Source organism: Streptomyces sp. NBC_00259, assembly GCF_036181745.1.
Lineage (GTDB): Bacteria > Actinomycetota > Actinomycetes > Streptomycetales > Streptomycetaceae > Streptomyces > Streptomyces pratisoli.
Genome location: NZ_CP108080.1, coordinates 7,341,829 through 7,355,370, shown reverse-complemented (window position 1 = coordinate 7,355,370; position 13,542 = coordinate 7,341,829). Strand labels below are relative to the sequence as shown.

At 72.3% G+C, this 13,542-nt stretch carries 13 protein-coding genes; 4 read left to right on the top strand and 9 right to left on the bottom strand.

The genetic code is table 11. The features are described 5' to 3' along the window. Positions 1-55 precede the first annotated feature (55 nt). The 4 genes from OG766_RS32940 (at position 56) to OG766_RS32925 (ending at position 3,507) form a co-directional block, all read left to right on the top strand. Complete coding sequence (locus OG766_RS32940; protein ID WP_266385183.1) at positions 56-850, top strand: HAD-IIA family hydrolase; 795 nt, start codon at positions 56-58, stop codon at positions 848-850. A 117-nt stretch (positions 851-967) separates the two neighbouring features. After that, complete coding sequence (locus OG766_RS32935) at positions 968-1,333, top strand: DUF779 domain-containing protein (RefSeq protein ID WP_328727006.1); 366 nt, start codon at positions 968-970, stop codon at positions 1,331-1,333. Between the two features lie 63 nt (positions 1,334-1,396). Further along, entirely contained in the window at positions 1,397-2,629 is a 1,233-nt protein-coding gene (locus OG766_RS32930; RefSeq protein ID WP_266385189.1) for a phosphodiester glycosidase family protein, read from the top strand. 86 nt (positions 2,630-2,715) lie between these two features. Beyond that, the gene (locus OG766_RS32925; RefSeq protein ID WP_266385192.1) at positions 2,716-3,507 is read left to right on the top strand and encodes a VOC family protein; all 792 of its coding nucleotides are present in this window, start codon (positions 2,716-2,718) and stop codon (positions 3,505-3,507) included. Positions 3,508-3,572: 65 nt separating this feature from the next. On the opposite strand, the gene OG766_RS32920 is transcribed toward OG766_RS32925, so the two are convergent. From OG766_RS32920 to OG766_RS32880, 9 genes are all read right to left on the bottom strand, one after another. Then, positions 3,573-5,171 carry a hypothetical protein gene (locus tag OG766_RS32920; RefSeq protein WP_443045575.1) on the bottom strand — a complete coding sequence of 533 codons (1,599 nt, stop codon included), beginning with the start codon at positions 5,169-5,171 and terminating at the stop codon, positions 3,573-3,575. A gap of 161 nt (positions 5,172-5,332) precedes the next feature. Beyond that, complete coding sequence (locus OG766_RS32915; RefSeq protein ID WP_328727005.1) at positions 5,333-6,976, bottom strand: serine hydrolase; 1,644 nt, start codon at positions 6,974-6,976, stop codon at positions 5,333-5,335. A gap of 93 nt (positions 6,977-7,069) precedes the next feature. Beyond that, a complete protein-coding gene (locus OG766_RS32910) occupies positions 7,070-7,264 on the bottom strand; it encodes a hypothetical protein (protein WP_266385200.1) in 195 nt (64 codons plus the stop codon). Between the two features lie 145 nt (positions 7,265-7,409). Continuing rightward, on the bottom strand, positions 7,410-8,285 hold the full coding sequence (locus tag OG766_RS32905) for a phosphatidylinositol-specific phospholipase C/glycerophosphodiester phosphodiesterase family protein (RefSeq protein ID WP_266385203.1): 876 nt from the start codon (positions 8,283-8,285) through the stop codon (positions 7,410-7,412). A gap of 104 nt (positions 8,286-8,389) precedes the next feature. After that, positions 8,390-9,106 carry an ABC transporter ATP-binding protein gene (locus tag OG766_RS32900; RefSeq protein ID WP_328727004.1) on the bottom strand — a complete coding sequence of 239 codons (717 nt, stop codon included), beginning with the start codon at positions 9,104-9,106 and terminating at the stop codon, positions 8,390-8,392. Further along, positions 9,099-10,007 carry an ABC transporter ATP-binding protein gene (locus OG766_RS32895; RefSeq protein ID WP_328727563.1) on the bottom strand — a complete coding sequence of 303 codons (909 nt, stop codon included), beginning with the start codon at positions 10,005-10,007 and terminating at the stop codon, positions 9,099-9,101. Before OG766_RS32895 ends, OG766_RS32900 begins: the two co-directional genes overlap by 8 nt. Positions 10,008-10,045: 38 nt before the next feature. Beyond that, the gene (locus OG766_RS32890; protein ID WP_266385209.1) at positions 10,046-10,912 is read right to left on the bottom strand and encodes an ABC transporter permease; all 867 of its coding nucleotides are present in this window, start codon (positions 10,910-10,912) and stop codon (positions 10,046-10,048) included. After that, the gene (locus OG766_RS32885) at positions 10,905-11,870 is read right to left on the bottom strand and encodes an ABC transporter permease (protein WP_328727003.1); all 966 of its coding nucleotides are present in this window, start codon (positions 11,868-11,870) and stop codon (positions 10,905-10,907) included. Before OG766_RS32885 ends, OG766_RS32890 begins: the two co-directional genes overlap by 8 nt. 32 nt (positions 11,871-11,902) lie before the next feature. After that, on the bottom strand, positions 11,903-13,495 hold the full coding sequence (locus OG766_RS32880) for an ABC transporter substrate-binding protein (protein ID WP_328727002.1): 1,593 nt from the start codon (positions 13,493-13,495) through the stop codon (positions 11,903-11,905). Positions 13,496-13,542: the final 47 nt, after the last annotated feature.

Genomic DNA, 13,542 nt, shown 5'->3' with positions numbered 1-13,542 from the left:
GCCGGGCGCGGCGGATCTGCTTGGTCCGCCCACCGGCCCTCGGTACCGTCAGCTCATGCAGCGGGTCGGCGCGGTCCTGATCGATATCGACGGTGTGCTCACGGTGTCCTGGGAGCCCCTTCCGGGCGCGGTCACGGCGCTGGAGCGACTGCGGGAGCGGGGCCTTCGCCTGGCGCTGCTCACCAACACCACCTCACGCACGCGGAACTCCATCGCGACGGTGCTGGCCGAGGCCGGCTTCCCGGTCACCGCCGACGACGTCCTCACCGCCCCCGTCGCGACCGCCGCCTATCTCACCGAGCGTTTCCCCGGGGCGCGTTGTCTGCTGCTCAACAGCGGTGACATCGGGGAGGACTTCGCGGGTGTCACCGTCATGGGCCCGGACGAGGAGGGTGTCGCCGACGTGGTCGTCGTCGGGGGCGCGGGGCCGGAGTTCGGGTACGCGGCGCTCAATCGCGCCTTCGCCCATCTCCAGCGGGGCGCCCATCTGGTGGCCATGCACCGCAATCTGTACTGGCGTACGGCGTCGGGGCTCGACCTCGACTCGGGCGCCTTTCTGCCGGGCCTGGAGCGGGCGGCCGGTGTCGAGGCCGAGGTGACGGGGAAGCCCGCGGGCCCCTTCTTCGCGGCCGCCCTGGCCCGTCTCGGCGCCGATGCCTCCGAAACGCTCATGGTGGGCGACGACATCGAGTCCGACGTGCTCGCCGCCCAGCGCCACGGACTCACCGGCGTTCTGGTGAGGACGGGGAAGTACCGTCCCGAAACGCACCGGGCCGCGTCGGGTTCGCCGGACCACGTCGTGGATTCCTTCGCCGGTCTGCCGGGGCTGTTGGAGCGCCTGGAGGGCTGACGGCCCGCGTCGGCGACGTACCCCGCGGCCGGCTGCACGCGTGGGACGGGGCATGCAACCGCCTCGCAACGTTGCGCGGTGTTGGCTGGGGCACCGACACGCCGAGAGGGGGTTCCGATGGTGGACCCGAACGGATCTCCGCCCGTCGAGCTCACCCCCGCGGCCGCCGAGCTGTTGCGGCGGCTGCGGGCCGTCCACGGTCCGCTGATGTTCCATCAATCGGGTGGCTGCTGTGACGGAAGTGCGCCGATGTGCTATCCGGAGGGCGAGTTCAGGACCGGCGGTTCGGATGTGCTGCTGACGCGGCTGTCGGTCGAAGGAGTGACCGAGCCGGTGTCTTTCTGGATGTCGGCGAGCCAGTACGAGGCGTGGCGGCACACCCGCCTTATCGTCGACGTCGTCGAGGGCCGCGGCAGCGGATTCTCACTCGAGGCACCCGAAGGGGTGCGTTTTCTGATCCGTTCCCGGCTCGTCGGCTCGTAGCCCTCCCGCGTCTGGTCAACTCTCCGGTGAATCAGGAGAGTCGACCGGACAGTTGGGGGCGCAGTGACGGCACGTCATGCTCGGTTCCGTACGGTTCTCGGCCTGCTGGTGGCCTGGGGCGTCCTGGCCACCACCGGGCTCGTGGCCGCCGCCCCGGCAGCGGCCGGGGAGAGAGCTTGGACGAGGCTCGCGCCGGGCGTCCGGTACCGGCAGTTCGACATCGCGGCGTCGAAGGGCCCCGCGAGGGCCCATCTGCTGTCGGTGGACCTGCACGATCCGCGGGTTTCGGTCGGACTGCTGTATCCGGGCGCGGTCGGTGCGCGGGCCACGCTGTCCACGCTGGCCGGCGGCAGGGGTGCGGTCGGCGGGGTGAACGGCGACTTCTTCAACATCACCGAGACCCAGCATCCCGGTGTCGAGGCGACGGGGGCCTCGGTGGGGCCCGCGATCGCGGACGGCCGGGAGCTCAAGGCGGCCGTGCCGGACGGGCAGCGGTTCGGTCCGGTGCTGCCGCCCGGCACCTCCACGCGTGAGGTGATCGGCGTGGACGGCGAGCACCGGGCACGACTCGGCCGGCTGGCCCTCGACGGCAGTCTGCGCACTCCGGGCGGTCAGCTGGCCCTCGGCGGGCTCAACCAGTACGCGCTGCCCGTGGGTTCGGTCGGGGCGTTCACCTCCGACTGGGGCTCGGTGTCACGGGTCCGTGCGACCTGCGGTACGGACACCGACCGGGCGGCGCCGTGCAGCACGGTGACGCACGAGGTGACCGTGCGCGGTGGACGTGTCGTCTCGGCCGCCGCCACCCCGGGCGGCGGTCCCATCGCCGCGGACGCCGAAGTGCTGGTCGGCCGGGAGGCCGGGGCGGTGGAGCTGCGGAAGCTGCACGTCGGTGACGCCGTGACGATCCGGCACCGGCTCGTCGAGGCGCGCTCCGGCCAGCCGTACCGGTTCGCGGTGGGCGGCTATCCGGTCCTGCGGGGCGGAGCGCCGCTGCCCGGGCTCGACGCCGACACGGCCGCGGTGCGCTCGGCGGCCGGGATCGCCGACGACGGGCGCACGCTCCTGCTGCTCGCGCTGGACGGCGCTCCGGAGTTCAGGACCGGGCTGACGATCGCCGAGTTGGCCGCCGTGATGCGGCGGGCCGGGTCGGTCGACGCGTTCAGTCTGGACGGCGGAGGTTCGTCGACGCTGGTCACCCGCGATCCCGGAGCCGGTTCGGTCACGGTGCGTAACCATCCGAGCGGCGGGGCGGAGCGGCCGGTACCGAACGGCATCGGGGTCTTCTCCCGCGCGTGAACAGCGGCGTCACCGCGCGCGGCAGGGGCGCGCTGACTAGCGTTGCCCGTAGGACCTCCCACCGGACGGCAGAAAGAGTCATCGTCATGGCTGCAGCACCCGAGGGCACACCGATCTGGGCCGACGCGATGTTCACCGACGTGGAGGGCGCGAAGACCTTCTACGGCGAGGTCCTGGGCTGGACCTTCGGCGAGACGGCGTCGGAGTACGGCGACTACACGGAGGCGTACGCGGACGGCAAGGCGGTCGCCGCCGTGGTTCCGCCCATGCCGGGACAGGACGCACACTCGCAGTGGTGTCTCTACCTGGCGTCGCCGGACGCCGCCGCCACCGCCGAGAAGATCCGGCGCAGCGGCGGCACCGTGCTGATGGAGCCCATGGCGATCGGCGACTTCGGGACCATGTGCCTCGCCCGGGACCCCGGCGGTGTCACGTTCGGCCTGTGGCAGCCCGGCACGCACGAGGGCTTCCAGGCGACGAACGTGCCCGGCGCCTTCTGCTGGGCCGAGGTGTTCACCCGTGAGCCCGAGAAGTCCGACGCGTTCTTCCCCGCGGTCTTCGGCTACGGCACGAAGACGGTGGAGGACGAGCGCATCGACTTCAAGCTCTTCGATCTCGGCGCGGACCCCGTACTGGGCCGCATGAAGATGTCCGACGAGGACTTCCCGCCCGAGGTCCCGTCGTACATCCAGGTGTACTTCACCGTCCCCGACTGCGACGCCGCGGTGGCGACCGCGCAGAAGCTGGGCGGCAAGCCGGTGTTCGGGCCGATGAGCAGCCCCTTCGGCAGATTCGCGGCCGTCGTCGACCCGCAGGGCGCGGCGTTCGCCGTCATCGACGTCACGACGACCGAGGGCGAGATGCCGAACATCACGTGATGTGCGGGCGGATGCCCGGGGCCCACCCTGATACGGCCCCGGGCATCCGCGGTTCCGGCCCCCGCTCAGCCCCCGTCGCCCGGGGCCTGCCGGTCCCGGACGGCGACGATGCCGTTGAAGACGCCCGCGTACGCCGTGCCGTCGGGACCGATGGTGATGGGCGCCCAGTTGTTGTCGTACTGCGGTCCCGTGCCGGTGAGCCGGCTCCAGCGGCGCTGCCCGGTGCGGAAGTCGACGGCGGTCAGGTACCAGGCGTCGATGCCGAGGCCGTGGGGCCTCTTCTCGTAGAAGTAGAGCAGCCCGTTCGCGGTGGACAGTTTGGGCACGGTGGACGGTGAGCGGACGTCGCTCTCCCAGACGGTGTCGCAGCCGCTGCCGTCCTCGCGTACGTCGATGCGGGTGGCGCCGCCGACGACGCTGCGGCCCAAGGTGAGCGACAAGGGGTTCTCGTAGCCGTAGTTGTTCTCCACGACGAGGCTGTTCCCCCAGCTGATGAGGGAGTTGTCGGTCGTGGAGGCGCCCGAGCCGAAGACGGGGACCTTGCAGACCAGCCGCTGCTGCGCCGGGACGTCCGTGCCTCGCCGCATGACGAGGACGTGCATCCGCTCGTCGGCGTTGTCGGTGATCGCGACATAGCGGTCGCCGTCACCGAAGAGGTCCGGTGTGGTGCCCGAACCCTGGTTGACGGACCCGGGCTTGGTGCCGGTGCCGCGGTCGTACGTCTGGCGCCACTGGATGCGCGGGGTGCCGTCCGACCCGGCGACGAAGCTGTAGAGGGCGTGGTCGGAGACGATCGAGACGCCGTCCTGCGCGACCGAGAAGGAGTTCTGGATCTCCTCGCCCGCAAGCCGCACCGAGCGGACGGCCGAGGTCTCCGGGTCGACGGTGCCGACGCGGCCGAGCCGGGTGACCCACCAGATGCGGCCCTGCCAGTCGGGCATCACGGAGGTGACGGGGTCGCAGATACCACTGGGGTGGAGGTTGGTCCAGCTGACGCAGTCGTGCGGGACGTACGGCGTCAGGTCCCAGTCGTCCTCGACCACGAACCGCCAGGAACCGTCCGGCGACCGCTCGTGCGCCACGCGCAGAAGGTGTCCGCGTGAGTCGGCGAGCACGGCCCGGTCCCGGTCGTCGAGGTAGAAGTAGGCGCCGCCCGAGGTGTCCTTGAAGATCTTCGAGAAGTCGAGGCGGGTGATGGCCTCGACCGTGGAGGGGCGCTGCGGCAGCTGGTACTCGGCGAGCGTGTCCAGGCCGCGCGGATCGAGGAGCTTGAGCAGGAAGCCGGAGAACGTGCCGCAGACGGTGACGAGTCGGCCGGCCGAGGCGAAGGTGGCGGTGGCGCATTCGCCGCCGAGCGGGGCGATCTGCTCGCTGGTCACGGTCGGGTGGTCGCCGAGCGGGCCCGGGAAGGGGTGGGTGCCGCTGCCGGCCGCGTCCGCGTGCATGCCGCTGCGGCCGTTGGGCGCGAGATACGGATGCTGCGGCGGAGGTGTGCCCGGAACGGGGCGGGCGGTGGCGGGTGCTCCCTCGTAGGCGCTCACGAGGCGGTGGCCGGGGGCCTTGGGGATCTCGTCGGCCTGTGCGGCGGGGGCCGGTACGGTGACGGCGTACAGGGCCAAGGCCAGGGTCAGGGCCAGTGCGCGGAACAGCGCTCTTCGGGACAATGCGACTCCTTGTTGACGATTCGTCAGTCGCGCCGCGTCCGACGCTAGAGCCGACTTCGTGAAGTGTCCATGGAGACGCGGGGGGTTTCATGGGTCCTTCATGACCGTGCAACAACGCGGCATGGGCCCCGGAGCCACTGCCCGGTCAGCGGTTCAGCGGTTCAGCGGCGCGTGAAAGTGCCGAGGCCCGTCTCGTCGAGGTACTCGACGCGGAGCCTGTCCGCGCTCTTGCCCTCCCCGAAGGTGAACGTGACGCCGGTCGGGCCGACCGCGTTCTCCCCGGTGGTGGCGAAGCTGAAGGTGTCGCCGTCGTAGTGGCTGAGGCGGTACCGCTTCGGTGCGGGGCCGAGTTCGAGGACGAGCCCGTCCTCGTCCGTGGTGACCACGGCCCTTCCGTAGTACGCGTTGTCGTACGTCCCGGTGTACGCGCTGTCGGTGCGTGCCGCTTTCCGGACGGCGGGCGGCTCGGCGTAGTCGGTGGGCGAGACCGCTGCCCGGTCCTCCTGCGCGTAGACCGCGGCGATGAGCGGGAGCCAGTCCCGGGTGGGCTTCCCGTACTGGGCGGTGTCGAAGAAGTCCTCGGCCACGGAGTCGGCGAGGCCCACGGGGCGGCCGTTGGTGAGGACGATGATGCCGAGTCGTTCGCCGGGGAGCATGGTCACATTGGTGTTGGCCCCGAGGTCGAAGGCGCCGGAGTGACTGAGGCGGAGCCGCCCCTGGTCGTCGTAGCCGACGTTCCAGCCCAGGCCGTAGAAGCCGGTGCGGCCCGCCGGGGAGGCCGGCGGCTGCGAGACGATCTCCGGCAGATGGGTGTGCTCCAGGTTCTCCGCGTCGACGATCCGTCTGCCGTCGAGCGTGCCGTCGGCGAGCTGGAGCCGCAGCCATCGCGTCATGTCGGACGCGGTGGAGCTGACGCCGCCGGCCGGTGCCTGTGCGTCCGCGTCCCGGACGAACTTCGCCTGCCAGGTGCCGTCGGCGTTCCTCACATGCCCGACGGCCTTGTTCCGGGCCTTGGCGTAGTCGGCGAAGGTGGTGCTGGTGGAGTTCATGCCGGCGGGGCCGAAGAGCGTGTCCTCGCTGAGCTTCTGCCAGCTGACGCCCTTGGTGCGGGCGACGGCCTCCGCGCCCGCGGTGAAGCCGAAGTTGGTGTAGGCGTAGCTCGCGCGGAACGGGGCGAGGGGCTCGTACCGCAGATGGCCGAGAATGTACGCCTGGTCGTAGCCGAGGTCCTCCAGCAGGTCACCGGCGTGGTCCGGCAGTCCGCTGCGGTGGGACATGAGGTCCGTGACGGTGGCGTGGCCGCTCACCCAGGGGTCCTTGAGGGCGAAGCCGGGCAGGTGTGCGGCGACCGGCTCGTCCCAGACGCCGGTGTCGTCGCCGGCGGCCCCGGCGACGACGGTGGAGCTGACCGGCTTCGACAGCGACGCCAGCTGGAAGACCGTGTCGGGGCCGACGGCCGCGGGTTCACCGACATGCCGCTTGCCGAAACCCTTCAGGTACACCACCCGGTCCTTGTACACGACACCTACGGCGGTTCCGGGTACGCCGGTCCGCTTCATCATGTCCTGCACGACGCCGTCGAGGCGGGCGACGGCGCGGTCCACATCGGCCTGTGTGAGCAGCGGCGGCGGCTGGTCCGGGGGTGGTTTCGGGGCGGCTTCCGACGGTGATGGCGTGGGGCTGGGCGAAGGGCCCGGGTCGGCGGCACCCGAGGACAGGGCCGTCGCCGCGGTGAGCAGTACGGCCAGGCCCGATACGGCGAGTGAGCGGCTACGGCGCAGTCGCACGGCCTTCGCGGCATGCATACGTTCCATTGAACGCCGGGAGAGGCGCCCTGTCGCCCGCAGCCCGGGGCGCCGCGAGCGGCCCGAGCGGCCCGAGCGGCGCGGGACGGAGGGTCAGGGCTTGAGCTTGCCGACCACCTCGGCGGTGGCGGAGACCCCGTCCTGGATGGTGGGCGCCATGCTCGTGCCCGCGAGGAAGAACCCGAGCAGGGCGCACACCAGCGCGTGCGACAGCTTCAGCCCGCCGTTGCGGAGGAAGATCACCGCGAGGACGAGCAGCAGAAGCACCACCGAGATCGAAATTGCCATGGCCGGCCTCCCTCCGCCGCACCCGGAGTGTGCGGCATTCGGGCGCCAGTGTGGCGGAGTGGAGGCGCCGGACGGACGAATGGCGTGTCCGCCGATCGGGTGGTCGTCAAATCGGTTGTTGACCAGGGCGGTTACCGGTGGTGGCTCACCGGTCGTGGGCGCGCAGGAATTGCCGCAGGCCCGCGAGGTCGTCGGTGTTGATGTGGTCGACGCGGGCGGCGAGCAGTTCGGCCCACAGGGCGTCGCGGGCGGGGCCCGGGGCGTCGGGTGTGGCCCAGAAGCGGATGCGCTGACCGCGGGCGTGGGCGGTGGAGACGATGGAGTTCAGCCGTGCGCGCTCGGCGTCGGGGAACGGGCCGTCGCCCTGCCAGGTGAAGCTCTGGGTCCAGTTGCTGGATATCAGCGGGATGAAGGAGGCGGGTGCCGGGGCGGGGGCGGCGAGGTCGTCGAGGCGTCCGTCGTAGAAGGCGTGGCGGACGCGCTGGGCCTCCATGGGGGCGCGGGCGGCACGGTCGCCGGAGATGACGGGGGTGACGGCGCCGGGGCGAACGGTTCCGTGGGCGAAGGTGGTCAGGATGCGCCGGTGGTCGCGGAGTTGGCGGTGGAGTTCGAGGTAGGCGTTCGCGCCGTCGTTCTTGAGGTCGATGAGGAGCTGCACCGGCCGGTGGTAACCGCGGTACACACAGCCGTGGTTGGCCCTGACCCGGGCCAGCAGCGGATCGAGGTAGAGCCGGGCGAGGGTGCGGGTGGGGTCGAGCTGCGCCGGCTCATGGGCGACGAGGAGCTGCCCGTCGACCAGGAAGACGTCGGCCTCCAGGCTGGTGAAGCCGTGGTCCAGCGCGTCGTGCAGGGGGCGGGCGTGGAGGTAGTCGTTGTGGGCGTGCGCCCGCCGCAACGGGCGCCCCGCGCCGGGGTGTCCGGAAGCCTGGGCGGGTACGGAGCCGGTGGCGACGGAGACGGCTCCGGCGAAGGCGGCGGCAGTGAGGGTGGTGACGGCACGGCGACGGGTGGTGCGGGCCATGATGCCTCCGGGCTCTGTGGTGCGGGCGGGAGTGCGAGGACATGGCGAGTATCCGTGCCGTCCCCCTCCGGCGGGCAGGTCGCGGGAAAGAGTTCGGCCATCCGTCATCCGGCGCTCAACCGGGGCCCTGGCCGGGCGCGGTGGGCCGGTACGTGTGCGGCGGCGGTGGGTGCCGGCTCGGCCCAGTCGGCCGTACGGTCGCACCAGCGCTCCAGGAGGGTGCGGTCGTGGCCGACGGCGAGGAGGCCCGCGCCGGTCGCCGTGCGGTAGTCCTCGACGACCCCGACGAGGGCCGCGGTGGTGGACGCGTCGAGCATCGCGGTCATCTCGTCGCAGATCAGCCAGCGCGGGCGCAGCACGAGGGCGCGGGCGAGGCAGGCCCGTTGGAGCTGGCCGTCGCTGACCTCGTGGGGGCGGCGGGTGAGGAGGTCGTCCGTGAGCCCCACGGCGGCGGCCAGTTCGCTCACCCGGCCGGCGGCCTCGGCACGGCGGCCGGTGGCACGCAGGGGCTCGGCGATCAGGTCGCGCAGCCGCAGCCGGGGGTCCGCGGACATCCTCGGCTGCTGGAACACCACTCCGATCGCGGTGCGCAGGACCCGCGGCGCGCGGTGCCGCCATCCGCGGACCTCCTCGCCGTCGAGCACGACCCGGCCCGCGTCCGGCCGGTGCAACAGCGCGGCGACCCGCGCCAGCCTGGACTTCCCGCACCCGCTCGGCCCGAGCAGACCGACGGCCTCGCCGGGCGCGACGCTCAGGGACACGTCCCGGACGACGGGGGCGCGGCGGTCGTATCCGGCGGTGATGCGGTCGAGTTCAAGCATGGCGGGTCTCCACGGGGGTCACCGGGTGGTGGCAGGCCAGGCCGGCGGTGAGGAGCGGTGCGGTCCCGCAGGCGTCGGTCGTCCGGGGGCAGCGGGGCGCGAAGGCGCAGCCGGCGGGGAGTGCGTCGAGGGCGGGCGGCAGGCCCGGGACAGGGGTGAAGTCGCGTTCGGGGAGGGCGTCGAGGAGACCCCGGGTGTACGGGTGGCGGGGGCCCGGCCGGCCGAAGAGCCCGGTGGCGTCCGCGAGTTCGACGATACGGCCTGCGTACATCACGGCGACGCGGTCGGCGATCCGCTCGGCCGCGGCGAGATCGTGGGTGATCATGAGCAGCGCACGGCCGTCGTCGGCGTGGCGCCGCAGTTCGTCGACGGTGCGGTCGACGAGGTCCCGGTCGAGCCCGGTGGTGGGTTCGTCGGCGAGCAGCAGCGGGGCGTCGCCGATGAGCGCCATCGCGGTCGCGGCGCGCTGGGCGAGCCCGCCGGACAGCTCGTGCGGGTACGCGTCGAGGTGTCCGGGCGGGAAGGCAGCCCGCGCGGCCGCGGCCTCGGTGGCGGCCGCAAGCTCCTTCCTCCGTGTGCCGGTGAGCGCCCGGAGCGTCTCCTCCAGCTGGGCGCGTACCGTCCGTACGGGCGTCAGATGCGCGGCGGGGCTCTGCGGTACGAGCCCGATGCGCCGGCCCCGTACCGTACGCGCGAGGGTGCGTTCGTCCGCCGCGAGGACGTCGATGCCGTCGACGACGGCGGACCCGGCCGTCTCCGCGTTGCCGGGCAGCAGCCCCAGCAGCGCCGAGGCGAGCACCGACTTGCCGCAGCCGCTCTCCCCCACCAGGGCCAGGCACTCCCCCGCCGCGAGGTCGAAGGACGCGTCGGTGACGGCGGCGACGTGCCGCCCGCCGCGCATCCGGAAGCGCACGGACAGCCCGCTCACGGACAGGACGGTCACAGCATCAGCTCCGATCGGCGGCGCGGGTTGAGCCGGTCGCGCCAGGCGGCGGCGAGACCGGCGACGGCGAGGGTCGGGACGATCAGGAAGAGGCCGGGGAAGAGCGTCGGCCACCAGGCGCCGGCGAGCAGAGAGCCCCGCGCGGTCTGGACGAGGTTGCCGAGGCTGGCCCGGTGGGTGGGCAGGCCGAGGCCGAGGAACGACAGCGCCGACTCGTGCCACATGGCGTGCGGCACCATCAGGACGGCGGCGAGGCCCGCCTGGGGCAGGACGCCCGGCAGCAGATGGCGTACGGTGACCCGCCACCGTGACGCGCCACCGGAGATCGCCGCGTCGACGAACGGCCGCGCGCGCAGCGACAGCACCTCCGCGCGGACGATACGGGCGGTCGAGAGCCAGTGCGTGAGCGCCACCGAGACGATCACGGGCCACACCCCCGGCCGGAACATGGCCACGATGAAGATGCCGAGGAGCAGATGCGGCACGGACGCGAAGGCGTCGACGACGCGCATCACGAGGCGGTCGGTCCAGCCGCCGAGCGCCGCGGCCGCCGCGCCGACGGCGGTGCCGACGACGGTGGCGACGATCGCGGCGACCAGACCGACGAGCAGGGAGACCCGCAGTCCGTAGACGCAGCGCAGCAGCAGGTCACGGCCCACGTCGTCGGTGCCGAAAGGGTGCTCCCAGGACGGCGGTCGCAGCTTCATCGACAAGTCGACGGCCTGTTCGTCGAGCCGGACGAGCGGCGGTACGACGAGGACGGCCAGGACGACGGCCGTGACGATCGCGGCGGAGGCCACGACCCGTACCGTGCGCGTGGAGCGCCGGGTCCGGCCGCGTGAGCGCCATGCGAGGTCAGCCATCGAAGCCCACCCTCGGGTCGGCGAGCCCGTACAGCAGGTCGGAGAGCAGGTTCCCGAGGAGCACCGCTGCCGTCGCCAGGACGGTGAGCGCGGCGAGCAGCGGGAAGTCGACGGAGGTGGCGGCCTGAACCGTCGCGGCGGCGATGCCGGGCCAGCTGAAGACCGTCTCGACGAGCAGGGCGCCGGTGATGAGTTCGGGGATCCGGGAGCCGATGAGGGTGAGCATCGGCAGCATGCCGGAGCGCAGCGCGTGTCCGAGCAGGACGGTGCGTTCGCCGAGACCGCGGGCGCGGGCGCCGCGCACCGGGTCCTCGTCGAGCGCGTCGCCGACTCCTTGGCGTACGTAGAGGAAGAACCAGGGCAGTTGGCTGATGCCGAGCACGGCGGCGGGCAGCACCAGATGGGTGGCGACCTGGCCGGCGGTCACGGTGTCGTCGGCGGTGTCGGTGAGGCCGCCGGCCGGGAGCACGCCGAGTTCCAGCGCGAAGAACCAGATGGCGAGCAGCCCGAGCCAGAAGGCGGGTGCGGCTTCCAGGATGTAGGCGGCGGAGCCGGCCGCGCGGTCGAGAAGTCCGCCCCTGCGGCGGGCCGCCGCGACGCCGAGGGCGGTGCCGAGCAGGATCGCGAGCGTGAAGGCCGCGGCGGCGAGCAGCGCGGACCAGGCGAGGCGTTCGCCGATCACCTCGGCGACGGGCCGGCGCAGCACACTGGAGTCGCCGAGGTCGCCGGCCAGCGCCGAGGTCAGCCAGTGCCACCAGCGGGAGAGGAGCGGCTGGTCGACGCCGAGGTTGGCGCGGATCTGGTCGAGGTTCTCCTGGGAGGCGGTGAGTCCGGCGGTGCCGGTGTACGCCTTGACCGGGTCGAAGGGGGAGGCCGCGGCGACGGCGAAGACCGCGAAGGTCACGGCCAGCAGGACGGGGACGGCGGACAGCGCCCGACGTCCCGTCATCCGGGCCATCGCCGCCCAGGGAAGTCCCCTTGGGCGGCGGGTCACTTCTTCGGCTTCCAGTCCTCGACGTTCCACCACGGGCCGGAGGCGAGGCCGTGGTCGTGCGGTTCGACCTGGGTGGACAGCCCGTCCCAGCGGTCGGCGACGACGTACACATGGTCGATGTGGGTGAGGAAGGTGTAGCCGGGGTTCTTCGCGAGCTCGCGCTGGACCGTGTCGTAGGCGGCCTTCCGCGCGGCCTTGTCGTCGGTCCTGCGGCCCGCTTCGAGGGCCCGGTCGACGGCGGGGTTGTCGTACCGGGCCATGTTGTTGAAGCCGTCGCCGCCGAGGGTGGACTTCAGCAGCAGGTACTGGTCGAAGTCGGGGTCGCCGGGCGAGCCGCCGCCCGCGAGGACGGCGTCCTCCTTCATCCGTGGCTCGATGACCTCCCAGGCGCCGGCCTGGGTCCTGATGTCGAGGCCTGCCTTCCTGGCGTCGGAGGCGTAGGCGAGGGCGTGGTCCTGACGGAGCTTGTCGCCGGAGAGGTACCACAGCGGGAAGGCGGCGCGGACGCCGTTCCTGACGCGGATGCCGTCGGGTCCTGGCTTCCAGCCGGCCTCGTCGAGGATCTTCTTCGCGCCCGCGAGGTCGTGGCGCCGTTCGGTGCCCTTGGCGAACCACGCGCTTGCGGTCGGCACGGGTCCGTAAGCGGGCTCTCCGGCCCCTTCGAGGATCTTGTCGACCATCGTCCGCCGGTCGACGGCGATGTCGAGGGCCCGGCGTACGGCCGTGTCGCCGGCGACCTCGTTGTGGGTCGGGAGGGTCACCGTCCGGTAGTCGTACGTCGTGGCCTCGTACGTCTTCCTGCTCCCGTCGGCCTTGAAGCCCTTGGCGAGGTTGGGCGGCAGGATGGCGCCGTCGAGGTCGCCGGCCCGCAACCGGGTGGCGCGTACGTCGTCGTCCTTGATGACGGCCATGGTGAACCTCTTCACCGCGGGCGCTCCGCCCCAGTGGCCGGGGTTGGCCTTGAAGCTGAGCTTCTCGCCCCGGGACCAGCCGGTGAGGACGTAGGGCCCGGTGCCGATGGGGCGGGTCGTGAAGGGGCCGGAGTTGACGTCCTGCTTCGCGGCGACGTGCTCGGGCGCGATGCCGAGGACGGTGCGCTCGGCGAAGGGAGCGTACGGGTACTTGAGGGTGAAGACGACGGTGTCGTCCCCGACGGCCCTGACGTCCTTGAGTGCGTCGAGCTCCGTCTTGTTGGGGTTGTTGGTCTTCTTGTCGAGGATCGTCCGGTAGGTGAAGACGACGTCCTTCGCCGTGAACGGCTTCCCGTCGCTGAAGGTGACGCCCTTGCGGAGACGGTACGTGTACGTCAGGCCGTCGTCGGCGACCTCGGGCAGCGCGACGGCGAGCGCGGGCTTCAGCCTCATCGCCCCGTCGAAGGCGAGCAGCCCGTCGAAGATCTTGGAGTTGCCGTCCTTGCCGTAGCCCAGGAGCGGGCTGAGGCTCTCCGGTTCGTACGCGATGCCGACGACGGCGGAGTCCTTGGCGGCTCCCGGTCCGGCGCTGCCCGGGTTCGAGCAGGCCGCCGCGGTGATGGCCACGGTGGTGGCCAGGGTCGCGGCGGCCGTGCCGCGTATCGAACGGGCGGTCATGGATCCCACACCCCTACTGAAGATCAACTGTTGTTGCAAACGATACG